Origin of the sequence: Ramlibacter algicola, from assembly GCF_016641735.1 — a bacterium.
In the GTDB taxonomy this organism is placed as follows: Bacteria; Pseudomonadota; Gammaproteobacteria; order Burkholderiales; family Burkholderiaceae_C; genus Ramlibacter; species Ramlibacter algicola.
In genome coordinates, this window is sequence record NZ_JAEDAO010000001.1 from 2,542,735 (window position 1) to 2,565,755 (window position 23,021).

General features: G+C 70.8%; 21 protein-coding genes. 17 read left to right on the forward strand and 4 right to left on the reverse strand.

Translation table 11 applies throughout. The features are described 5' to 3' along the window. Positions 1-5 precede the first annotated feature (5 nt). Positions 6-1,049: a fatty acid desaturase family protein gene (locus I8E28_RS12315; protein ID WP_200788350.1), complete on the forward strand. Its 1,044-nt coding sequence runs from the start codon at positions 6-8 to the stop codon at positions 1,047-1,049. Continuing rightward, positions 1,042-2,688, forward strand: coding sequence for an isovaleryl-CoA dehydrogenase (locus I8E28_RS12320; RefSeq protein WP_200788351.1), 1,647 nt, complete (start codon positions 1,042-1,044; stop codon positions 2,686-2,688). The genes I8E28_RS12315 and I8E28_RS12320 overlap by 8 nt, the downstream gene beginning before the upstream one ends. Here the strand turns inward: I8E28_RS12320 and I8E28_RS12325 are convergent. Beyond that, positions 2,685-3,821 (reverse strand): hypothetical protein, encoded by a 1,137-nt coding sequence (locus I8E28_RS12325; protein WP_338050775.1) that lies wholly within the window; start codon positions 3,819-3,821, stop codon positions 2,685-2,687. The genes I8E28_RS12320 and I8E28_RS12325 overlap by 4 nt on opposite strands. Before the next feature lie 221 nt (positions 3,822-4,042). On the opposite strand from I8E28_RS12325, the gene I8E28_RS12330 reads away from it, so the two are divergent. Genes I8E28_RS12330 through I8E28_RS12340 form a run of 3 tightly spaced genes read left to right on the forward strand, consistent with a single transcriptional unit; the run spans position 4,043 to position 6,442 of the window. Further along, a complete protein-coding gene (locus tag I8E28_RS12330) occupies positions 4,043-4,993 on the forward strand; it encodes a glutathione S-transferase family protein (protein ID WP_200788352.1) in 951 nt (316 codons plus the stop codon). Next, entirely contained in the window at positions 4,990-5,895 is a 906-nt protein-coding gene (locus I8E28_RS12335; protein ID WP_200788353.1) for an SDR family oxidoreductase, read from the forward strand. The genes I8E28_RS12330 and I8E28_RS12335 overlap by 4 nt, the downstream gene beginning before the upstream one ends. 1 nt (position 5,896) lies before the next feature. Further along, positions 5,897-6,442 carry a methylated-DNA--[protein]-cysteine S-methyltransferase gene (locus I8E28_RS12340; RefSeq protein ID WP_200788354.1) on the forward strand — a complete coding sequence of 182 codons (546 nt, stop codon included), beginning with the start codon at positions 5,897-5,899 and terminating at the stop codon, positions 6,440-6,442. 281 nt (positions 6,443-6,723) lie between these two features. Here the strand turns inward: I8E28_RS12340 and I8E28_RS12345 are convergent, their stop codons facing one another. Continuing rightward, positions 6,724-7,368, reverse strand: coding sequence for a hypothetical protein (locus I8E28_RS12345; protein ID WP_200788355.1), 645 nt, complete (start codon positions 7,366-7,368; stop codon positions 6,724-6,726). A gap of 145 nt (positions 7,369-7,513) precedes the next feature. Here I8E28_RS12345 and I8E28_RS12350 point away from each other — a divergent pair, with 145 nt between their 5' ends. The 3 genes from I8E28_RS12350 to I8E28_RS12360 are packed head-to-tail and all read left to right on the forward strand — an operon-like array spanning position 7,514 to position 12,022. Beyond that, positions 7,514-9,832 carry a Tex family protein gene (locus tag I8E28_RS12350; protein WP_200788356.1) on the forward strand — a complete coding sequence of 773 codons (2,319 nt, stop codon included), beginning with the start codon at positions 7,514-7,516 and terminating at the stop codon, positions 9,830-9,832. Positions 9,833-9,836: 4 nt separating this feature from the next. Then, a complete protein-coding gene (locus I8E28_RS12355; RefSeq protein WP_200788357.1) occupies positions 9,837-10,934 on the forward strand; it encodes a patatin-like phospholipase family protein in 1,098 nt (365 codons plus the stop codon). Continuing rightward, complete coding sequence (locus I8E28_RS12360) at positions 10,931-12,022, forward strand: acyltransferase family protein (RefSeq protein ID WP_200788358.1); 1,092 nt, start codon at positions 10,931-10,933, stop codon at positions 12,020-12,022. Before I8E28_RS12355 ends, I8E28_RS12360 begins: the two co-directional genes overlap by 4 nt. On the opposite strand, the gene I8E28_RS12365 is transcribed toward I8E28_RS12360, so the two are convergent. Then, positions 11,992-13,128 carry an iron-containing alcohol dehydrogenase gene (locus I8E28_RS12365; RefSeq protein ID WP_200788359.1) on the reverse strand — a complete coding sequence of 379 codons (1,137 nt, stop codon included), beginning with the start codon at positions 13,126-13,128 and terminating at the stop codon, positions 11,992-11,994. The two genes, I8E28_RS12360 and I8E28_RS12365, sit on opposite strands and share 31 nt — an antisense overlap. A gap of 104 nt (positions 13,129-13,232) precedes the next feature. On the opposite strand from I8E28_RS12365, the gene I8E28_RS12370 reads away from it, so the two are divergent. The 3 genes from I8E28_RS12370 to I8E28_RS12380 are packed head-to-tail and all read left to right on the forward strand — an operon-like array spanning position 13,233 to position 17,214. Continuing rightward, a complete protein-coding gene (locus I8E28_RS12370; RefSeq protein WP_200790388.1) occupies positions 13,233-14,147 on the forward strand; it encodes an alpha/beta hydrolase in 915 nt (304 codons plus the stop codon). Beyond that, a complete protein-coding gene (locus tag I8E28_RS12375; protein WP_200788360.1) occupies positions 14,144-15,016 on the forward strand; it encodes a YbgC/FadM family acyl-CoA thioesterase in 873 nt (290 codons plus the stop codon). Before I8E28_RS12370 ends, I8E28_RS12375 begins: the two co-directional genes overlap by 4 nt. A 2-nt stretch (positions 15,017-15,018) precedes the next feature. Next, on the forward strand, positions 15,019-17,214 hold the full coding sequence (locus I8E28_RS12380; protein WP_200788361.1) for an O-antigen ligase family protein: 2,196 nt from the start codon (positions 15,019-15,021) through the stop codon (positions 17,212-17,214). A 1-nt stretch (position 17,215) separates the two neighbouring features. Here the strand turns inward: I8E28_RS12380 and ygfZ are convergent, their stop codons facing one another. Continuing rightward, on the reverse strand, positions 17,216-18,124 hold the full coding sequence (gene ygfZ, locus I8E28_RS12385) for a CAF17-like 4Fe-4S cluster assembly/insertion protein YgfZ (protein ID WP_200788362.1): 909 nt from the start codon (positions 18,122-18,124) through the stop codon (positions 17,216-17,218). Positions 18,125-18,168: 44 nt separating this feature from the next. Here ygfZ and mltG point away from each other — a divergent pair, with 44 nt between their 5' ends. From mltG to I8E28_RS12415, 6 genes are all read left to right on the forward strand, one after another. Continuing rightward, a complete protein-coding gene (gene mltG, locus I8E28_RS12390) occupies positions 18,169-19,152 on the forward strand; it encodes an endolytic transglycosylase MltG (RefSeq protein ID WP_200788363.1) in 984 nt (327 codons plus the stop codon). After that, the gene (tmk, locus tag I8E28_RS12395) at positions 19,149-19,787 is read left to right on the forward strand and encodes a dTMP kinase (protein WP_200788364.1); all 639 of its coding nucleotides are present in this window, start codon (positions 19,149-19,151) and stop codon (positions 19,785-19,787) included. Before mltG ends, tmk begins: the two co-directional genes overlap by 4 nt. Next, a complete protein-coding gene (locus tag I8E28_RS12400; RefSeq protein ID WP_338050776.1) occupies positions 19,784-20,776 on the forward strand; it encodes a DNA polymerase III subunit delta' in 993 nt (330 codons plus the stop codon). The genes tmk and I8E28_RS12400 overlap by 4 nt, the downstream gene beginning before the upstream one ends. Then, the gene (locus I8E28_RS12405) at positions 20,773-21,129 is read left to right on the forward strand and encodes a PilZ domain-containing protein (protein WP_200788365.1); all 357 of its coding nucleotides are present in this window, start codon (positions 20,773-20,775) and stop codon (positions 21,127-21,129) included. Before I8E28_RS12400 ends, I8E28_RS12405 begins: the two co-directional genes overlap by 4 nt. Positions 21,130-21,171: 42 nt before the next feature. Further along, positions 21,172-21,978, forward strand: a complete 807-nt coding sequence (locus tag I8E28_RS12410; RefSeq protein ID WP_200788366.1) for a TatD family hydrolase — start codon at positions 21,172-21,174, stop codon at positions 21,976-21,978. Between the two features lie 89 nt (positions 21,979-22,067). After that, positions 22,068-22,766, forward strand: coding sequence for an ankyrin repeat domain-containing protein (locus I8E28_RS12415; RefSeq protein WP_338050777.1), 699 nt, complete (start codon positions 22,068-22,070; stop codon positions 22,764-22,766). Positions 22,767-23,021 lie beyond the last annotated feature (255 nt).

The window sequence follows — 23,021 nt, forward strand, 5'->3', positions numbered from 1 at the left end:
CGCGCATGGCGGCCGAGCGCAAGGGCGAGGAGTTCCGCGAAGACCTGCGAGCGCCTGGAGCGCGCAACGCGCAGGCGCGCCGGCTGCTCTCGGCCGAGGACCTGGCGCCGCTCACGCGCCTGTCCACGCCGCGGTCGCTGCTGGCCATCGGGCAGACGCTGGCGGTCATCGCGGCAGCGATCGCGCTGGCCGTGCTCACGTGGCCAAGCCCGTGGGTCGTCCTGAGCCTGCTGGCCATCGGCATCTCGCAGCACGCCTTCTTCATCCTCGCGCACGAGGCGGCGCACTACCGGCTGTTCGCCAACCGCGCCGCGAACGATCTCGTCGGCAGCGCCTTGGGCATGGCCGGCGGCATCTCGATGTGCACCTACCGCGTCACGCACCGGCTGCACCACAACAACCTGTACGGCAGCGAGGACCCGGACACGGCCATCCACGGCGGCTACCCGCGCGGCGAGGCGTACCTGTGGAAGAAGCTGGCGCGCGACATCGCGGGCCTGAACGCGTGGAAGACCTTCGCGTACTTCTTCGGCGCACCGGCCATCAACGCCGAGACGGATCACGCGATCCGACCGCTGGACGACACCTCGCCGGAACTGCGCGCTGCCGCGCGGCGAGATCGGCTCTGGGTGGTTGCCTTCCATGTGGCCGCACCGCTCGTTGCCCTGGCCGTCGGCGGGCCGCGCGGGCTGGCCTGGTATGCGGGCCTGTGGCTGCTGCCGCTGGTGACGGTGCTGCAGCCGATCCTGCGGCTGCGCGCGGTGTTCGAGCATGGTGCGGTGCACGACCTCGGCTCGCCACTGACCGCGGCGCGCACCAACCGCACCTGGGGATCGCCTGGCAACTGGGCGGCGAGGCTGGTGCTGTTTCCGCACCACGTGAACTACCACCTCGAACATCATCTCTATCCCGCCGTGCCGCACTACCACCTGCCGGCGCTGCACCGGGTGCTGCTCGCCAAGGGCGCGCTCGGCGACGCGGAAGTGCGCGACGCCGCCGACACGTGGCGCCTGGTGTTCGCGCCCCGGAGGGTCGCCGCCCATGCCTGACGTCGTCACGCACGAGGTGCTCAACCAGCCCGAGCCGCTGGCGGGCTACGACCTGTTCGCCGGCAACGCGCCGTTGCGCGACGGGCTGAAGCTGAATGCGCCGCAGCTGGACACCACCGCCTTGCAGGCACTGGGCCAGCGCCTCGGCACGCCGGAGATGCAGGCGCATGCGCGGCTGGCCAACGTGCACGCCCCGCAATTGCGCACCCACGACCGCTTCGGCCGCCGCGTCGACGAGGTGGAGTTCCACCCGAGCTACCACGTGCTGATGGCGGCGGCGGTGGAAGCAGGGTTGCATGGCGCGCCTTGGGCTGGCGAGGGCGGCTCTCCCCACGTCGAGCGCGCCGCCGGCTTCATGCTCTTCACCGAGCTCGAGCCCTCGGTGCTGTGCCCGATCTCCATGACCTACGCGGTCACGCCCGCGCTGCGCGCCAATGCCGGCGTGTTCCGCGACTGGGCGCCGCTGCTCACCAGCCGGTCGTACGACCCGCGCCTGGTCCGCGCGAGCGAGAAGGCGGGCGTGACCATGGGCATGGGCATGACGGAGAAACAGGGCGGCTCCGACGTGCGCGCCAACACGACGCGGGCCGAGCCCGATGGCGAGGACGGCTGGGGCCGCCGTTACGTCGTCACGGGCCACAAGTGGTTCTTCTCCGCGCCGATGAGCGACGCGTTCCTGGTGCTCGCGCAGACAGCCTCGGGCCTGTCTTGCCTGTTCCTGCCACGCGTGCTGCCCGATGGCACCCGCAACGCCATCCGTATCCAGCGCCTGAAGGACAAGCTGGGCAACAAGGCCAACGCCAGTTCGGAAGTCGAGTTCCACGGCGCGACCGCGTGGCTGGTGGGCGACGAGGGCCGCGGCGTGCCGCAGATCCTCGAGATGGGCACGATGACGCGGCTCGATTGCGCGTTGGGCACCAGCGGCCTGATGCGCCAGGCGCTCGCGCTCGCGCTGAACCACACGTCGCAGCGCATGGCCTTTGGCAAACGCGTCGTCGAGCAACCGCTGATGCGCAACGTGCTGGCGGACCTGGCGCTGGAGAGCGAAGCCGCGACCGCGTTGGCCATCCGCCTGGCCCGCGCTTTCGATCGCCGCGGCGACGCGCACGAAGCGGCAATGGCCCGCCTGCTCACGCCCGTGGCCAAGTTCTGGATCTGCAAGCGCGGCAGCGCCTTCGCCCAGGAAGCGATGGAATGCCTGGGCGGCAACGGCTACGTGGAGGAGGGCGGCGAGGGCGTGATGGCCCGCATCTACCGCGAGATGCCGCTCAACTCGATCTGGGAAGGCGCCGGCAACATCATGGCGCTGGACCTGCTGCGCGCGCTGCGAAAGGCCGATGCCGCCGCCGCACTCTTGCAGGAACTGGCGCCGGCGCGCGGCCAGCATGCCGCGCTCGATCGCCTCGCCGATGCCCTGCCGGCGCGCGTGGAAGCGATGGCGACCGAAGCCGAGGCGCGCCTGCTCGCGCAGGACGTCGCGCTGGCCGTGCAGGCCGCGCTGCTCGCGCAATCGGCGCCGCCGGCCGTCTTCGCCGCGTTCTGCGACTCCCGGCTGGCGGGCCGCTGGGGCCAGTCCTTCGGCACGCTCGCCGCCGGCACCGACTTCGACACCATCCTCGCCCGCGCGATGCCGCGCTAGGGAAGCGGCGCCGGCGCGGCCAGGTACGCCTCCGACAGGCGCTTGTACTGGCCGCCGTCGGTGTCGATCGTCGTCTGCCCCGCGGCGCCGGCGCCGAACACCACGCCCAGGCCGCCCACCGCCACCAGGTCCTGCGGCCGCGTGAGGAAGTACTGCATGCGGTTGTCGCGCCAGTGGTCGGTCCCTCCGGGCGTGGACGCCGGCACGCCCAGCGGCGTCTGCCACCACACCAGGGGCAGTCCCGTCGCGTCATGCCAGTTGCGTGCCAGCGCCAGGTGCGCGGCGTAGGCCGCATCGTCCCAGTACCAGCCGGTGCCGGCCCGCGAACACTCCGCCGCCCGCACCTCGAAGCAGCCGGCATCGCGGTCCAGCGTCTGCATGACCAGGAAGTCGCCATGCTGCAGGCCCGCCTTGAGCGCGAAGGCAGCGACCTCCGCCGGCGTGCCGGCGCCCCAGTCGGACGGCGGGAAGCCGATGGCGGCCTTGGGCGCGTACTTGCGCGCCATCTGCAGGACGCAGCCCGCGATGCCCGTGACGTTGTCGGGCTGACCGGCGCAATCGGCGTCGATCGACACCCGCGCGGGCATCCGCGCCGGGTCGCCGTCCGGCGCCTGCCGCTCGACGTAGCCCCAGAAGTCCGGCTCGACGTTGACCAGCACCGGCTTGTCGAACATCGCGAGCCGCTGGAACATCAGCCGCACGTTGGCCCAGTACCCTGCCATGAAGGTGGCGTCGGCGATGCCGGCCAGGTTGCCGTCGCCGTTGCTGGCCATCTGGTACAGCGTCAGCATCGGAACGGCGCCCTGCCGGTCCGCGCGCTCCGCGACCAGGTTCACGTACGAGCCGGCCGGGCTGCTCCAGGTCGGCCACGCGTCCGGACCGACGCCCACCAGGTAGGCGTCGACGACGTCGGGACGCAGCCCCTGTGCCTGCACTGACGCTTCGGGATTGCCGCTGCCCAAGCCGACGAGCAGCCGGGCCGGCCGGCCGATCTGCCGGGCCAGCGCCGCGGCGCGCGACGTGCTCGCAGCAACGGTCGCGGCCTGGGGCGACGTTGCCGGAGCGGGCGTCACCGCGGGTGCCGGGCTGGCCACCGGGACGGGTGCGGGCGCGGCACTGGAACTGGCATCCACGCCGACGCCTCCACCACTGCCGCCACAGGCGGACAGTGCGACGAGAGCGGCGACGGGAACGAAGGCACGCCAGGGCGTGCGGCATTGCAGCGGCAAAAGAAGTCCTCCTCAGACTGTCGCGCAGGTGCAGGGCACCCGCTGTCGAAAACGAGTCGCGCAGGCTACGCGCGGCCGCCGACTCAGCAGCCGGAAAAGTGTGTGCGCCGCTTACAGTACGGGCCATGGATCCAGCGCTGCTCCTGCACCACTACCCGACCTCTCCCTTCTCCGAGAAGGCCCGCCTGATCCTCGGCTACAAGCAGCTCGCCTGGTCATCCGTGCACGTTCCTGCGGTGATGCCCAAGCCGGACGTGGTCGCGCTGACGGGCGGTTACCGCCGCACACCATTCCTGCAGGTCGGCGCGGACATCTACTGCGACACCGCTTTGATCGCCGACGTGCTGGAGCACGTGCAGCCCGAGCCGACGCTGTACCCGGCGCACCTGAAGGGCGTGTCGCGCGTGGTGGCGCAATGGGCCGACTCGACGCTGTTCTGGGCGTCGATGACGTACAGCATCAACCCGAAGACGGCACCCACGCTGTTCCCGGACGAGGCGACGGCGCAGGCGTTCCTCGCCGACCGCAAGGCGATGCGCGCCAACATGACGCAGCTGCGGCCGCAGGACGCGACGTCGGCGTACCGGTCGTACCTGCGCCGCGTGGCGCACATGGCCGACGAGCACGACTTCCTGTTCGGCGCCGAGCCCTGCATCGCGGACTTCGCCGTCTACCACCCGCTGTGGTTCACCCAAATCCGCACGCCCGCGGCCGCCGGCATCCTGCAGGCGACGCCGTCGCTGGTCGAGTGGATGGAGCGCATGGCCGCCATCGGCCACGGCACTGCCGCGCCGCTGACGTCGGCCGATGCCATCGAGGTGGCAGCGCGCGCCGAACCGATGCCGCCCGGCGGGAACCTGCTGGTCGACAGCGCGTTCCAGGACGACCATGGCATCGCGCTGGGCAGCCAGATATCGATCACCCCCGAATCGTTCGGCACCGAATCGACGCAAGGCGAGCTGATCGCCGCGACCCGCACCCACTACAGCCTGCGCCGCACCGATCCGCGTGCAGGCACCGTCCACGTCCACTTCCCCCGCATCGGCTACGTCCTGAGAAAGGTTGAAGCAGCATGATTTCCGACTTCAAGGGCAAGACCGCCGTCCTCACTGGCGGCGGCTCCGGCTTCGGCCTCGAGTGCGCGCGCATCGGCGCGAAGCTGGGCATGAACCTGGTGCTGGTCGACGTGCAGCAGGACGCGCTGGACAAGGCCGCCGCGGAGATGCAGCAGGCCGGCGCGCAGGTGCTGGCGCGGCGCGTCGACGTGGCCAAGGCCGACCAGATGGAGGCGCTCGCAAAGGCGGTGGCCGAACGCTTCGGCGCGCCGCACTTCGTGTTCAACAACGCGGGGGTCGGCGCCGGCGGGCTGGTGTGGGAGAACAGCGTCGCCGACTGGGAATGGGTGCTGGGCGTCAACGTATGGGGCGTCGTGCACGGCGTGCGGCTGTTCACGCCGATGATGCTGGAGGCGGCGCGCAAGGATCCGGCGTACCAGGGCCACATCGTCAACACGGCCAGCATGGCGGGCCTGCTCACTCCGCCCAACATGGGCATCTACAACGTCAGCAAGCACGCGGTCGTGAGCCTCACGGAAACGCTGTACCAGGACCTGCGGCTCGTCACCGACCAGGTGTCGGCCAGCGTGCTGTGCCCGTACTTCGTGCCCACCGGCATCCACCAGAGCCACCGCAACCGGCCCGGCGACCTGCCCGCAGCCAAGCCCACCAGGAGCCAGTTGATCGGGCAGGCGATGAGCGACAAGGCGGTGAGCTCCGGCAAGATCACCGCGGCCGAAGTGGCGCAGAAGGTCTTCGATGCCATCGCCGCCGACCAGTTCTACGTCTTCAGCCACCCGAAGGCACTGGGCAACGTGCGCAGCCGCATGGAAGCGATCGTCGAGGTGCGCAACCCGCCCGATCCGTTCCTCGAGCGGCCCGAGATCGGCCAGCAACTGCGCGCGGCGCTCCGCGAGGCCTGAGATGGACGCCGTCGGCTGCTGCCTGGTCGACACGGGCATCGGCCGCTGCGGCATCGCATGGACCGCCGACGGTCGCATCCAGGCCGTGCAGCTCCCGGAAGCGGACGACGCCGGCACGTTGCGGCGCATGCGCAAGCGCTGCGGCGATGCGCCCGAAGCGTCCCCACCCGCCGCCGTGCAAGGCGTGATCGCCCGCCTGCGGGCTTCGCTGGCCGGCGAGCGCGATGCCATGGTCGACGTCGAGATCGATTACGACGGCGTGCAGGACTTCCAGCGGCGTGTGTACGAAGCGGCCAGACGGATTCCCTACGGCGAGGTGCGCACGTACGGGGAACTCGCGCGTGAGCTGGGCGAGCCCGGCGCCGCGCGCGCGGTGGGCCAGGCGCTCGGCCACAACCCGTACGCACCGCTCATCCCGTGCCATCGCATCCTGGCCGCGCAAGGCGGCAGCGGCGGGTTCTCCGCCGAGGGCGGCGTGCTCACCAAGCTGCGGTTGCTGGAGATCGAAGGCGCGGTGCTGGGCGGGGAGCCCGGCCTGTTCGACTGAGTGCGGGGCGCCATGCGCCCCTGTGTGAACTCCCTAACGCAGAGGACACAGAGCAAGCACAGAGGACACAGAAGGGAAATGGATTGATGGGATTGCGCGAGCCCTGTGTCTCAAGTCGCGAGCGCCGCCGCCAGCAGTTCCGATCAAGCGTTCGACCGTTTCGGGCGTGAGGCTGGTTCAGGCCCACCACCATCAGTCTTCTTCCGCCTTCTCTGCGCTTGCTCTGCGACCTCTGCGTTAGGGAGTTCACGAAGCGGCGCGACGGCGCCGCGCACAAGGTTTCAACGCCCGAACCACCGCCTGATCGGATTCGACCCAGGTCCCGGATCGGGCTCGATGATGCGTTCGCGCTCGCGCGGCGCTTCCATCACGGGTTCGTCGGCTGGCCGGCGCTCGATCACCGTGCGGTCCTCCACCGGCATCGCGGGCCGCGGCCGCATCGGGTCGAGGCCCGGGCCGGGCGGCTCCAGGTGGCGCTCCATCTGGGCCAGGCGGCCGGACATCAGCTGCGTCAGGCGCTGCAACTCGTCGCGCAACTCGCGGTGGTGCTGGCCCAGGCGCTTGTCCAACTCGGCGTTCATCGTGGCTTCTCGCTGGCGCGACTCGCGCATGTGCGTGTCCAGCATCTGCCGCAGGTCGGTGAAGCGCGAGGCCTCGGCCTTGTCGGCCAGGTCCCGCTGCGCGTTCATCGCGCGCGCATGGTCGCGCGACTCCAGCAAATGGCGCGTGCGCAGCGAGCCAGCGTAGCCGATGAAGACGATGGCGGCCGCGGCCAGCAGCACGAGCAGGATCAGGCCGAGCGGCGCCTGCACGGTGGTGACGGCGACGTTGAGGGGCACGGGTCGCGTGATCTCGGTCCAGTTCTGGGCCGCGAAGCCGGCCAGCAGGACGACCGCGAGCACCAGCAGGATGGCACGGGCGCGCATGGGGGTTCTCCGGTGGAAATCTGCGATCCATGCTGAAAAGTTGGCGTCTCCGTCGGTGTCAGCCACGGTCCCGTTTCGCTGTGCGCCCCCTATGGCAAGATCGCCCGCTTCCCTCGACAGCCTCAGCAGTTCGCAAGCAGTTTCCATGGACAAGATCACCCGCCAGATCGCCGCCGAACTCCGCGTCGCCGACGCCCAGGTGCAGGCCGCGGTCGACCTGCTCGACGGCGGTGCCACCGTCCCCTTCATCGCCCGTTACCGCAAGGAGGCCACCGGCGGCCTCGACGACACGCAGCTGCGCACGTTGCAGGAGCGGCTGGGCTACATCCGCGAGCTGGAGGAGCGCCGCGCCGCGGTGATCCGCAGCGTCGAGGAGCAGGGAAAGCTCACGCCCGAGTTGCGCGCCGCGTTCGAAGGCGCGCCGACCAAGCAGGAACTGGAAGACCTGTACCTGCCGTACAAGCCGCGGCGCCGCACCAAGGGCCAGATCGCGCGCGAGATGGGCATCGAGCCGCTCGCCGACAAGCTGTTCGCCGATCCCTCGCTCGACCCGGCGCTCGAAGCGCAGGCCTTCGTCAAGGCGGAGAAGGGCGAGGGCGGCGAGGACTTCACCACCGTCCCCGCGGTGCTGGACGGCGTGCGCGACATCCTGTCCGAGCGCTGGGCCGAGGACCCCGCCGTCGTGCAGGACCTGCGCGAGTGGCTGTGGACCGAAGGCCTGCTGCGCAGCAAGCTCGCGGCCGGCAAGGACGAGAACCACCCGGACGTCGCCAAGTTCCGCGACTACTTCGACTACGACGAGCCCGTCGGCCGCGTGCCCTCGCACCGCGCGCTGGCCGTGTTCCGCGGCCGGCAGCTCGAGATCCTCGACGCCAAGCTGTCGCTGCCGGTGGAGCCCGAGCCGGGCAAGCCTTCAGTGGCCGAAGGCCGCATCGCGCTCAAGCTGGGCTGGTCGCACGCCGGCCGCAAGGCCGACGACCTGCTGCGCAAGTGCGTGGCCTGGACGTGGAAGGTCAAGCTGTCGCTGTCGATCGAGCGTGACCTGTTCGCGCGCCTGCGCGAGGACGCGGAGAAGGTCGCGATCAAGGTGTTCGGCGACAACCTGCGCGACCTCCTGCTGGCCGCGCCGGCGGGTCCCAAGGTCGTCATGGGCCTGGACCCCGGCATCCGCACCGGCGTGAAGGTCGCCGTCGTCGACGCCACCGGCAAGCTGGTGGCGACGTCCACCATCTACCCGCACGAACCGCGCCGCGACTGGGAAGGCTCGCTGCACACGCTGGAGCGCCTGTGCCGCCAGCACGGCGTGCAGCTGGTCGCCATCGGCAACGGCACCGCGAGCCGCGAGACCGACAAGCTGGCCGCTGACCTGGGCAAGCGCGTCGAGGGCCTGACGCGCGTCGTCATCAGCGAGGCGGGCGCCTCGGTCTATTCGGCCAGCGAGTTCGCTTCGCAGGAACTGCCGGATGTGGACGTCAGCCTGCGCGGGGCGGCCAGCATCGCGCGCCGCCTGCAGGACCCGCTCGCGGAGCTGGTGAAGATCGACCCGAAATCGATCGGCGTCGGCCAGTACCAGCACGACGTCAACCAGGCGGAACTCGCGCGCACGCTGGATGCGGTGGTCGAGGACTGCGTGAACTCCGTCGGCGTGGACCTCAACACCGCCAGCGTGCCGCTGCTCACGCGCGTGTCGGGCCTGTCGGCCTCGGTCGCCAAGGCGGTCGTGCGCTGGCGCGACGCGCACGGCGCGTTCCGCTCGCGCCAGCAGCTGATGGAAGTCGGCGGGCTGGGCGCCAAGACCTTCGAGCAGGCGGCCGGCTTCCTGCGCATCCGCGACGGCGAGAACCCGCTGGACATGACGGGCGTGCACCCCGAGACCTACCCGGTCGTCGAGAAGATGATCGCCACCAGCGGGAAGCCGGTGCAGGAGCTGATGGGCCGTGCCGAGATGCTCAGGACGCTGCGGCCGGAGCTGTTCGCCAACGACAAGTTCGGCGTCATCACGGTCAAGGACATCCTGAAGGAACTGGAAAAACCCGGTCGCGACCCGCGTCCCGAGTTCAAGGTGGCGCGCTTCAACGACGGTGTCGAGGACATCGCCGACCTGAAGGAAGGCATGGTGCTCGAGGGCACGGTGAGCAACGTCGCGCAGTTCGGCGCCTTCGTCGACCTGGGGGTGCACCAGGACGGCTTGGTGCACGTCAGCCAGCTGGCCAACCGCTTCGTCAGCGACGCGCGCGAGGTCGTCAAGACCGGCGACATCGTGAAGGTCAAGGTCCTGGAGGTCGACATTCCGCGCAAGCGCATCAGCCTGACGATGAAGCTCGATGCGGCTCCGGCCCGCCGCGACGGTCCACGCGACAACCGCTACGAGGGGGCAGGGCGCGGCCAGCGCGCACCGGCGAACCCGCAGCTGAACAGCGCGATGGCGGGCGCGTTCGCCAAACTGTCGCAACTGCGCAAGTAGGCCCATGGCCTCGGGCACGGCACTTCGGATCTACGCCGGCCCGCGCGCCCGTGCGCACTTGCAGCGCGAAGGCCTGCGGCCGCAGGACATTGCCGTCGTTCCCGGTGCGGCCGGTGGTCCGAAGGGCCTTGTGCTGGGGCCGCTGGACCGCTTCCTGTTCGGCGAGTGGCTGCCACGCTCGTCGCAGCCCGTGCACCTGGTCGGCGCGTCGATCGGCGCGTGGCGCATGGCCACCGCCTGCCTCGACGACGCCGTGCCCGCCTTCGAGCGTCTCGAGCGCGACTACATCGCGCAGGACTACGAGCTCGAGGCCGGACGCAAGACGCCGACGGCGAAGCACGTGAGCGAGCGGTTCGCGGCCAATCTCGCGGACTTCTACGGCGATCGCATCGCGCAGGTGCTCGCGCATCCGCGCTACCGGCTGCACGTGGTCACGTCGCGGGGCCGTCACTTGCTGGGTCGCGAACACCGCGTCGGCACGCCGCTCGGCTATCTCGGCGCGTACCTGTCCAACACCGTGCACCGGCGAGCGCTCGGGCTCTGGCTGGAGCGCGTCGTGTTCTCCACCGGACCGGCCGAGGAAGCCTTCGCGCTGCCCTTCGACAGCGCGGACTTCACCACGCGGCAGGTGCGGCTCACCGAAACGAACTTCCAGCCCGCGCTGCAAGCGAGCTGCTCGATCCCGTTCGTGCTGCAGGCCATCCACGACATCCCCGGCGCACCGCGCGGCGCGTACTGGGACGGCGGCATCACCGACTACCACCTGCACCTCGACTACGCTGCGCGCCATCCCGACGGGTTGGTGCTGTATCCGCACTTCCAGAAGGCGGTCGTGCCCGGCTGGTTGGACAAGGCCTGGCGCTGGCGTCACGGCGCGACGCCGTTCCTCGACACCACGATCGTGCTGGCGCCCGACCCCGAATGGATCCGCAAGCTGCCCAACGGCAAGCTGCCCGACCGCACCGACTTCACCCGCTACGGCACCGACCTGCTCTCGCGCATGCAGGCCTGGCACGCGGCGGCCGATGCGAGCCGCCAGCTCGCGGACGAATTCGCGCAGTGGCTGGAACGTCCCGACCCGGCGCGCGTGGAAGCCCTGTGAGCACGCCTGTCGGCCGCGTCGAGGGCTGGGACCTGCTGCGCGGCCTGTGCGCGCTGATGGTCGCCGGCTACCACCTGCTGTACTGGCTGGGCCTGGCGCAGCTGCCCACGTTCGGCACCTACGGCGTGTACCTGTTCTTCGTGCTCTCCGGCGCCAGCCTGGCGTACAGCTACGACCCCGCGAAGCTGCTGCGAGCGGGCGCAATGGCGCGCTTTCTCGCCACGCGTTGGCTACGTCTGGCGCCGCTGTACGTGCTGCTGTGCGCCGTGTTCATCGGCATGCTGTGGGCCGTGCAGGGCACGCTCGTCGACCGCCTGCCGCAGCGCCTGCTGCTCAACGTGACCTTCGCGTTCGGCGCGAACGATCCGGCCATCTGGGCGCTGCTGGTCGGCGGCTGGTCGCTCGGCATCGAGGCGGTGCTGTACCTCGCATTCCCGGTGCTTGCGTGGCTGGCGGCGGCACCGCGCTGGCGCCGGATCGCGTTCGCCGTGCTGGTGGCGCTGCAGGCGTGGTGGATCCAGCGGACGCTCGGCGCCCACGGCTGGGACGCCGGCAACGTCGCGTACCACCAGGTGCCGGCGTTCGCGGCCTACTTCTTCGCCGGCTGCATGGCGGGCGCGCAGCGGCGCGCACGTGGCGCGGACTGGCCTTGGTGGGTCGGCGCCGCAACATGGGCCGCGCTGGTCGCGTTGCTGCTGGCGCTGATCCCCGTGAACCCCGGCGACGAGTTGCTGGGTGTGCGTGGCTTCGTCTTGGCCGCCGCCTGCATGGCCACGGTCTGGGTGAGTGGCCGGATCGTGGTGCCGCTGCGCCTGCGCAAGCTGGCCGCCGTCGCGGGCGACATCACGTACGGCACCTACCTGCTGCACCCCATCCTGTTGTTCGGGCTGTTCTGGTTCGTCGTGCCGGTCGAAGGGCTTTCCACGCTCCAGCGCTGGTGCGTGCTGGCCGCTGTCGGCGCAGCATCGGTGGCGCTGGCCTGGGCCAGCGAGCGCTGGTTCGAACGCCCGGTGCGGCGCTGGGGACGCGCGCGGCTGGCGGCGCGCCCCTTGCCGCGTCAGAGCGAGGCCGCGAGCATGTCCTCGTAGTCCTCGCGACTGGCGAGGCGGGGATTGGTCTTGTGGCAGTGATCGGCCATCGCGCCGTCGATGATCTTCGCGAACTGGTCCCGCTGCACGCCCATCGCGGCCAGTCCGGTCGGCAGGCCGAGGCGGGCGCTCATGTCGCGGATCGCGTCCGGGATGTCACTGGCCGACTGCAGGCCCATCGCCTGCGCCATGCGCTCGAGGCGGTGCTCCTTCTGCACCGACTCGGCGGCGGCGTTGAAGCGCACCACGGCAGGCAGGAACATCGCGTTGAGGGTGCCATGGTGCAGTTGCGGGTTCACGCCGCCGAGGCTGTGGCTGAGCGAGTGGACGCAGCCCAGGCCCTTCTGGAACGCCATCGCGCCCTGCATCGAAGCGCTCATCAGCTGCTTGCGCGCCTCGCGGTCGCTGCCGTCGCGGGTGGCACGCTCGATGTGCGACCAGCCACGCTGCAGGCCGTCGAGCGCGATGCCGTCGGCCGGCGGGTTGAACGGCGCCGCCATGAACGTCTCCATGCAGTGCGCGATGGCGTCCATGCCGGTCGCGGCCGTCAGCTTGGGCGGCAGGCCCAGCGTGAGCTCGGGATCGCAGATCGCGGTCTTGGGCACGATGGACCAGGAATGGAAGCCGAGCTTGCGGTGGTCGTCGACGATGATGATCGCGCCGCGCGCGACCTCGCTGCCCGTGCCGCTGGTGGTGGGCACTGCGATCAACGGCGCCACCTTGTCAGTGATGCGCGGCGAACCGCCCTCGATGGTGGCGTAGTGCTTCAGCGGGCCTTCGTGCGTGGCCGCGATGGCGACGCCCTTGGCGCAATCGATGGCCGAGCCGCCGCCGACGGCGATGAGGCCGTCGCACTTCTGGTCCTTGTAGATCTGCGACGCGGCGCGGACGGCGGCCTCGGTCGGGTTGGACGGCGTCTGGTCGAACAGGGCGTAGGGCAGGCCGCCCAGCGCATCGAGCGCCTTCTGCAGCACGCCGGCGGCCTTGACGCCGGGGTCGGTGACGACGAGGGGCCGGGTGATGCCGACCCGCTCGCACTCGGCCTTCAGCAGCGCGATCGCGCCGAAATCGAACTGGACCTGGGTGACGTAATAGATGAGGGACATGGTGGGCTCGCGACTTAAGATGCCGACAGCACTTTACTGCCAACCACGGCGGTTCACGCGTGACGGCGACCTTCCTTCCCGAGTACCCCGAACTGACGAAGCCGATGCGCTCCGTGCTGGAGCGCATGGCGCGGCTGCGCCATGAACCGATGTACCTGCAGCCGCCGCAGCAGGCGCGCGCGGCGTACGAGGGCGCGGCGGACGTGCTGGAAGTGCCGAAGCGGCCCCTTCGGCGCGCGGAGGACCTGCAGGTCCCTACGCGCGGCGGTGAGGTGCTGCCGGCGCGCCTGTACCAGGATGCCGGCGACGCGCGCGGCGTGCTGCTGTACCTGCACGGCGGCGGCTTCACGATCGGAAGCGTCGCCACCCATGACCTGCTGTGCCGCGAGCTCGCGGCGCTCGGACGCTGCAGCGTCGTGTCACTGGGCTACCGCCTCGCGCCCGAGCACCGGTTCCCGACCGCCGTGGACGACACCTGGGACGCCTTGCAGTGGCTGGCGCGCGAGCGCGAGCGCCTGGGCTTGGCCGGCCAGCCGCTGGCCGTCGGCGGCGACAGTGCCGGCGGCACGCTCGCCGCGGTGGCGGCGCTGCAGGCGCGCGACGCCGGGCTGCCGCTCGCGCTGCAGTTGCTGTTCTATCCCGGCACCGCCGCGCGGCAGGACAGCGCGTCGCACCGCCGCTACCACCACGGGCTGGTGATCGAGCAGGCGCACATCGAGTACTTTTTCGGCCACTACATCGACCTGGCGGACCGCGACGACTGGCGCTTCGCACCGCTGGAGGCGCCCAACGTCGACGGCGTGGCGCCGGCGTGGTTCGGGCTGGCCGAGTGCGATCCGCTGTTCGACGACGGCATCGCCTACGCGGATAAACTGCGGGCCGCCGGCGTCGCCGTCGACCTGGAGGTCTGGCGCGGCGTCACCCACGAATTCATCAAGATGGGCCGGGCCCTTCCCGAAGCGCGCCAGGCCCATGCCGCCGCCGCGCAGGCCCTGTCCACCGCCTTCCAGACACCATGACCCGCAACGAATTCCGCTTCTTCCATCGCCTGCGCGTGCGCTGGGCCGAGGTGGACATGCAGAAGATCGTCTTCAACGCGCACTACCTGATGTACTTCGACACGGCGGTGGCGGATTACTGGCGCGCGCTGGCCTTGCCGTACGAGGAGGCGATGCACCAGCTGGGCGGCGACCTCTACGTGAAGAAGGCGACGATCGAGTTCAACGCCTCGGCGCGGATGGACGACCAGCTGGACATCGGCCTGAAGTGCGCGCGCATCGGCAATTCGTCGATGCAGTTCGTCGGGGCGATCTTCCGCGGCGACCAGCTGCTGATCACGTGCGAGCTGGTTTACGTGTTTGCCGATCCGGCGACGCAGACGTCGCGCCCCGTCCCCGCCGCGCTGCGCGAGATCCTCACCGGCTACGAAGCAGGGGAGGCGATCACCACCGTGCGCACCGGCAGCTGGGACGAGCTGGGCCAGCATGCGTCTGGCATCCGCACGCGTGTCTTCGTCGAGGAACAGCGCATTCCGGCCGACCTCGAGTGGGACGAGGACGACAAGACCTGCGTGCACGCGGTCGTCTTCAACCGCCTGGGCCAGCCGCTGGCCACCGGCCGCCTGCTGCAACCCAAGCCGGGCGTCGCGCAGATCGGCCGCATGGCGGTGCAGCAGGTGCTGCGCGGCGCGGGCCTGGGCGAGCAGGTGCTGCGCGCGTTGGCCGCGGCCGCGCACGCCCGCGGTGATCGCGAAGTCGTGCTGCACGCGCAGACCAGCGCCGAAGGCTTCTACAGGCGGCTGGGCTTCCGCAGCCACGGCGACGTGTACGAGGAAGCCGGCATCCCGCACGTCGACATGGCGGCCGCGCTGCCGCTGGCCGGCCGCTGACCGTGGCGCGCCGGCAGCGCGGCACCTCGCAAGCGCGGGGCGCGACCCCCGCTCCTTCGCCTGCAGGCCATCCAGCGGCGCGCTCCGGCGACGTCGCGGGTGGGGCCGCCGCCCTGCTGGCCCTCGTCCTGGTCCTCGCTCCGGGCCTGGGCGTGCCCAACGAGTACCTGCTGCAGGACACCTTCAAGTCCATGCTGGTGGCGTTCGGCGCGCTCGGCGCGGCGCTCGTGTTCTTCTGGGCGCGCCGCGACACGCGCGAGCTGCGCTGGCATGCGGCGCTATGGCTGCCGTTGCTGCTGATGGCGCACGCGCTGGGCAGCATGGCGTGGTCGCACCCGTACCTGGCCGGCGTCGAGGCGATCCGCTGGTTCCTGTTCACGCTGATGGCTTGGCTTGCGCTGCAGCTGTTCACGCGCGAGCGGCTGCCGTGGCTCGCTTGGGGCGCCCATGCAGGGGCGCTGCTCGCGTCCGTGTGGGCCGCCTCGCAGTTCTGGCTCGACGCGAGCCCGTTCCCGCAGGGGCCGAACCCGGCTTCGACCTTCATCAACCGCAACTTCTTCGCCGAGTTCGCGGTGATGACGGTGCCGCTGTCGATGCTGCTGCTGGCGCGCGCCCGGCAGAGCGCCACGGTGGCGCTGCTGGCGTTCAGCAACGCCTTCGTCGTCGTGGCGCTGATGATGACGGGCACGCGCTCGGCGCTCGTCGCGCTGTGGCTCCTGCTGCTCGTCGTGCTGCCGCTGGCGGCGTGGCGCTCGCGCGCTGCGTTGCCCGCCGCGCAGTGGCCGATGCCGGTCCGCTGGATCGCTGCCGTGATCGCCGTTGGCACTGTCCTCGGCCTGGGCTCGATCCCCTCGGGCAACGCGAAGATCCTCGGCGAGGAGCGCGGCCGCACGGCGATCGAGCGCGCCTTGACGCGCACCGCGTCGATCTCGCCGGACGATCGCTCGCTCGGACTGCGGCGGGTGATGTGGGCCGCGACCGGCCGGATGATCCAGGACCACCCGCTCACCGGCGTCGGCGCCGGCGCGTGGGAAGTGCACGTGCCGCCCTACCTGCCCGAGGGCGAGCAGATCGAGACCGACTACTACGTGCACAACGAGGTGCTGCAGCTCCTGTCCGAAGACGGACTGGTTGGCGCGCTGTTCCTCGCCGGCCTCATCGCGTGGCTGCTGCGGGCTGCGTGGCGGACCTGGCAGGCATCGAAGGGCGAGGACGTCGAGGAAGCCAGCTGGCGTGCCGTGCTGCTCGCCTCGCTGCTCGCGCTGCTGCTCGTGTGCAACGCCGGCTTTCCCTGGCGCCTCGCGTCGACGGGCGCGCTGTTCGCGTTGCTGGTCGGCGCGCTCGCCGCGTCGGACGATCGCCTGGGCCTGCGCGGCCGCGCGGCGGCGGCCACGCTGCCCTGGCGTCGCGAACGGAGCGGCGCGGTGCTCGCAGGCACCGCGGCCTGCCTGGCGCTGGCGACCTACATCTCCGCGCAGGCGGTGGCGTGCGAAGGCCGCATCGTGCGCGCGGCGCAGATCGCGCTGCAGATCACGCACTCGGGCCGGCCGAACGACCCGCGCTGGGCGCCGGCCAAGCAGCAGATGCTGCAGCTCACGCGCGAGGCGGTGGCGATCAACCCGCATTACCGCAAGATCACGCCCATGGTCGCCGACGAACTGGCGCGCTGGGGCGACTGGAAGGACGCGACCTGGATCTGGGAATCGGTGCTGTCGTCGCGGCCCGAGATCCCGGCCATCCTGGCGAATGCCGCGCGCGGTCACGCCGTGCAGGGCGAATGGGACCAGGCGCAGCAACTGCTCGACCGCGCCAAGCGGCTCGCGCCCGAGGCACCGTCGGTGTTGTCGCTCGAAGTGATCGTGCTGTCCCGCACCGGCCACGAAGCCGAAGCGCTGGACGTGGCGCGCCGCGCGCTCGCCAAGGGACGCTACGACGTCGACCTGCTCAACGCCGCGTTCCTGCTCGGCTGGCGTGCCGGCGACCTGCCGTTCGCCGAAGCCGCGATCCTCAAGCGGGTCGAGGAATTCCCCGCGATGCGCGTGCAGGCCCTGGTGGACCTGGGCGGCTTCTACGCCGGCGCGATGCACGACGATCGCCGTGCGTTGCTGGCGTGGAGCGAAGCGCTGCGCCTGGCCGGTCCGCAGCAGCGCGACGCCGTGCTGGCCCGCGTGCCGGCCGGCTACCGCGACCGGCTCTGAGTCAGACGTCGGCCAGCAGCGGGTAGGGCAGGGGCAGCAGCTGCAGCGACGCGCCGTCGGCCGCACCCGCGCGCAGCGTGCCGTGATCGGCCGCTGCGAGTTGCAGCGACACGATGGCATCGAAGCCACCGCCAGGCGCGGGCGCTGCTTCCGCGACGAGGCCGCAAGGCTGCGACGGATCCACGGCGTCGAACACTTCCTGGCCGGCCTGCAGCTCCGCGTCCGCGTGGACGATGAAGGCGCGGCGCTTGAGCGTGCCGCGGAACTGGCTGCGCGCGACGACCTCCTGGCCGGGATAGCAGCCCTTCTTGAAGTTCACGCCGCCGACCGACTCGTAGTTCAGCATCTGCGGCACGAAGGCGTCGACGATCGGCGTCGTGACCTGCGCGATGCCGCTGCGCACCTCGCCCCAGAGCCAGGTGGACAGGGCGAGCGTTTCCGTGAGGGCGTCACCCACGGGCGCCACGCGCAGGGCGCGCGCCTGCCCCTCGGCCGGATACAGGCGAACGAGGTCGGCGTCGCCTTCGCGGCGCTTGCCCCAGGCCGGCAACCCGGAGGTCGCGGCGTCGGCCGCCGATCCGGCCAGGCCGTGCAGTGCGAACTGGTCCGAGGCGTCGGTGAGCTTCACCTTGGCGCGCAGCACGAACATCGACAGGCGCTTGAGCGTCGCCGCCAGCGTGTCGCGCGGCGTGACCAGCAGCACGTCGCCGGGCTCGCGCTCGAAGCCGACGAAGGTCGCGAGCATGCGGCCCTTGGCCGAGCAGAACGCGGCCAGGCGGGCGTCGGACGGGCCGAGGAGGCCGAAATCGTTGGTGAGCTGGCCCTGCAGGAACTTGCGGGCCTCGTCGCCCTGGGCGCGGATCACGCCCAGGTGGGGCAGGGCACTGGTGCCGTCGAGAGCGGGGGGCATGCGGCGATTATCATGGCCGCCCTAGTCCAGAGAGGTCAGCAGGGTTGCGGCGCTTATTCCTGACGGTGGTTCTGCTGGCGGTGCTCGCCGCCGGCGCGGTGGCGTGGTGGATGCACCAGCCGTTGCCGCTTGCGGCGCAGACGGTCGAAGTCGACATCGAGCCCGGGACGCTGCCACGCGGCGTCGCGCAGGCGGTGGTGAACGCCGGCGTGCGCGCGAATCCCGACCTGCTGTACTGGTACTTCCGGCTGTCCGGCCAGGCCCGCCAGATCAAGGCCGGCAGCTACGAGATCGAAACCGGCGTGACGCCGCGGCGCCTGCTGGCGAAGCTGGCCCGCGGCGAGGAATCCCTGCGCGCCCTGACGCTGGTCGAAGGCTGGAACATCCGCCAGGTGCGCGCCGCACTGGCCAAGGAAGACGCCCTTCGGCATGACACGGCCGCGATGGACGATGCCGCGCTGATGGCGCAGCTGGGCCGCCCCGGCGTGCATCCGGAGGGGCGCTTCTTTCCGGACACCTACACGTACTCCAAGAACAGCAGCGACATCGCGCTGCTGCGACGCGCGATGCGCGCCATGGACAGGCGCCTGCAGGCGGCCTGGGAGCAGCGCACGCCCGAGGCGGCGGTGCGCACGCCGGAGGACGCGCTGATCCTGGCCAGCATCGTCGAGAAGGAAACCGGGAAGGGCGCCGACCGGCCGCTGGTGTCGGCGGTGTTCAACAACCGCCTGCGCCAGAACATCCCGCTGCAGACCGACCCAACCGTCATCTACGGCATGGGCGCCACCTTCAACGGCAACCTGCGCAAGGTCGACCTGCAGACCGACACGCCCTGGAACACCTACACACGCTCCGGCCTGCCGCCGACGCCGATCGCGATGCCTGGCAAGGCGTCGCTGCTGGCCGCCGTGCAGCCGGCCGACAGCAAGGCGCTGTACTTCGTCGCGCGCGGTGACGGCAGCAGCCACTTCAGCGAGACGCTGGACGAACACAATCGCGCCGTGAACAAGTACCAGAGGGGCCGGTGAGCCAGGGCGTGTTCCTCAGCTTCGAAGGCATCGACGGCGCCGGCAAGTCCAGCCACGTCGAGGCGCTCGCGCAGGCCTTCCGCGACGCGGGCCGCGCGGTCGTGCTCACGCGCGAGCCGGGCGGCACGCCCCTGGCCGAGCAGCTGCGCGCCCTGGCCCTCAACGCGCCGATGGACCCGCTGACCGAAGCGTTGCTGATGTTCGCGGCGCGGCGCGACCACCTGCAGTCCGTCATCGAACCGGCGCTCGCGCGCGGTGACGTCGTCCTGTGCGACCGCTTCACCGACGCCACCTTCGCCTACCAGGGCTACGGGCGCGGCTTCGACCTCGCCGTGCTCGAGGCGCTGGAGCGCTGGGTGCAAACGGTCGATGCGCTGCCGGGCGCCCTGCGCCAGCCCGACCTGACGATCTGGTTCGACGTGCCGGTGGCCATCGCGGCCCAACGGCTGGCGGGCGCCCGCGTGCCGGACCGCTTCGAGTCGCAGCCGCAGGCCTTCTTCCAGCGCGTCGCGGATGGCTACGCCGCCCGCGCTGCGGCGCAGCCGCAGCGGTTCGCGCGCATCGACGGCGCGCAGGACCGTGACGCCGTGCGTGCCCAGGTGCTGGCCGCGGTCCGATCGAAAGGGATGCTGTGAGCGCGCCGTGGATCGCGCAGCAGGCGCGCCAGCTCGCCGTGCAGCAGGGCCATGCGCTGCTGCTGCAGGGGCCGTCGGGCCTCGGCCAGTACAGCCTGGCGCTGGACCTCGCGCGCACCTGGTTGTGCGAGGAGGTCACCCCCGATGGCGGCTGCCGCCGCTGCGCCTCGTGCCATGCCATCGACGTGCGCACGCATGCCGACCTGTTCGCGCTGCTGCCCGAGACGGTGATGCTCGAACTGGAATGGCCGCTGTCGGAAAAGGCACAGAAGGAGATCGACGACAAGAAGCGCAAGCCCAGCCGCGAGATCCGCATCGACGCCATGCGCGACGCGATCGAATTCGCGCAGCGCACCAGCGGGCGCGGGCGCGGGAAGGTGGTGCTGGTCTACCCGGCCGAGCGCATGAACATGGTCACGGCCAACGCGCTGCTGAAGACGCTGGAGGAACCGCCCGGGCAAGTGCGGTTCGTGCTCGCCACCGAGGCCGCGCACCAGCTGCTGCCGACGATCCGCAGCCGTTGCCTGTCGCACGCGATGCGCTGGCCAGCCGACGACGAAGCCCTCACGTGGCTGCAAGGCGAGGGCGTTCCGGCGGCCGATGCGCGCGTGCTGCTGCGAGCCGCCGGCGGTCGACCGGAGGCCGCGCTGGGCCTCGCGCGCGCCGGACGCACGGCCAGGGCCTGGTCGCAGGTGCCGAAGGCGGTCGCGCGCGGCGACGTCTCCGTGCTGGCCGAGTGCACGCCGCCGCAGGCGGTCGACCTGCTGCAGAAGGTCTGCCACGACCTGCTGGCGGTGCGCACCGGCGGCACGCCCCGGTTCTTCGAGCCAGCCGACCTGCCCGCCGGCGGGACGACGCAGGCCCTGTCGGCGTGGTGGCGTGACCTCGCGACCGAGCAACGTGGCGCGGAACACCCGTTCCAGGTGGCCCTGATGCTGGAAGCGCTTGTGGCGCGCGCGCGCAGCGCCCTACACTCGGCCCAGCCATGAGCACCCCGTCCACCCCGCGTCCCAGCGTCATCCAGCTCGCCATCAAGGAGAAGGCGGCGCTGTACGCGGCGTACATCCCGCTGTTCTCGGACGGGGGCGTGTTCATCCCGACGAGCCGCGACTACAAGCTGGGCGACGACGTCTACGTGCTGCTGACGCTGCCGGAAGACCCGCAGCGCTACCCGGTCGCCGGCAAGGTGGCCTGGGTCACGCCGCCGCGGGCTGCCGCGAACCGCACCCAGGGCGTCGGCGTGCGTTTCCCGGCGGACGAGAAGTCCAAGCTGCTGAAGCTGCGCATCGAGGAAATCCTCGGCGGCCACCTGGCGTCCGAGCGCCCCACCCAGACCATCTGACGCGGCCGCGGCCCGCGCCGCCGCTGGTGCATCATCGACGGGATGTTCGTCGATTCGCACTGCCACCTCAGCTTCCCTGAACTGTCCAGCCAGCTGGACGCCATCCGCGCCGCCATGGACGCCGCGAAGGTCGATCGCGCCCTGTGCATCTGCACGATGCTGGAGGAGTTCGAGGCCGTCCACGCCCTCGCGCGCCAGTACGACAACTTCTGGGCCTCGGTGGGCGTCCATCCGGACAACGAAGGCATCCAGGAACCTTCCCTGGACGACCTGCTGCAGCGCGCCGCCCTGCCGCGCGTGGTGGCGATCGGCGAGACCGGCCTGGACTACTACCAGATGGACGAGCGCAAGGGCGGCCGCAGCGTGGCGGACCTGGAGTGGCAACGCGACCGCTTCCGCACCCACATCCGCGCCGCCCGCCAGTGCGGCAAGCCGCTGATCATCCACACCCGCTCGGCGTCGGCCGACACGCTGGCGATCCTGAAGGAGGAGGGCGAGGACGGCTCCGCCGGCAGCGCAGGGGGTGTCTTCCACTGCTTCACCGAGACGGCCCAAGTCGCCCGGGCGGCGCTGGACCTGGGCTTCTACATCTCGTTCTCGGGCATCGTGACCTTCAAGACCGCGGCCGACCTGCGCGAGGTGGCCGCCTTCGTGCCGGACGACCGCTACCTGATCGAGACCGACAGCCCTTACCTGGCGCCGGTCCCGTACCGCGGCAAGACCAACAACCCGTCGTACGTGCCGCACGTGGCCGCCTGCCTGGCGGAGGTGCGCGGCGTGCCGGTGGAAGCCGTCGCCGGACAGACGACGGCCAATTTCGAGCGCCTGTTCCCCGGGGTTCAGAGTTGAAGCATTACTCGAAGATCGTCGGTTACATTGTTGTCGGAGCTTGGTTTTCTGTCGCAAGTGCCGGGTCGTACGACGACTTCTTCCATGCCGTGAAGATGGACGACGTGGCCACGGTCCAGCAGCTCGTGGCGCGCGGATTCGACCCCAACACGCCCACGCCGGACGGCCAGACGGGCCTGGTGATGGCGTTGCGCGAACCGTCGCCCAAGGTCGCCGGATTGCTGGCGCGCCTGCCGGCCACCCAGGTCGAGCTGCGCACGCCGCAGGACGAAAGCCCGCTGATGATGGCCGCGCTCAAGGGCCAGGAAGACGCGGTCAAGGTCCTGCTGGCACGCGGCGCCGACGTCAACAAGACCGGCTGGGCGCCGCTGCATTACGCCGCGTCGAACGGCAACGTCGCGATCGTCAAGCTGCTGCTGGAGCACCACGCGTACATCGACGCTGAGTCGCCCAACGGAACGACGCCACTGATGATGGCGGCGATGTACGGCTCCACGGAATCGGTCGAGGTGTTGCTGGAGGAAGGCGCCGACTGGAAGCTGAAGAACCAGCAAGGCATGACGGCGCTGGACTTCGCGGTGCGTGGCGAGCGGCCGGACGCCGTCCGGATCCTGTCCGCCACCATGGAGGGCCGGCCCGTGCCGCCGCCGTTCTTTGCGCCGATCGTGCCCAAGGCGGCACCGCGACAGGATGCGCCGCCTGTGCAACGCCCAGGACCATCGCAGCCGGCAACGCCGGAGGCGGTCGAGGCCGTACCGCAACCGCGGCGGGAACCAGGCCGTTGGTGAACCTGCCTTCCGTGCCGTCTTGACTTGATACGATGCTTATTATGTCGAATATCAAGGGCGAGTGGATTTGGCGGCAGGAAGCCGGCACCAGGCCGTCCAGGCCACGTTCCTGCTCCGCCCCGCCCGGCATTGACGCGTCGTAACCAAAAACCCGCGCTGCCTCAGCCATTCCTGTGCATTCCGTCACGGTCGGGCCTTTGCCAGCCGGGAGTGACTGGCGTACCTTGTTCGTCCCCCCACAGAAAGGCCATCCGG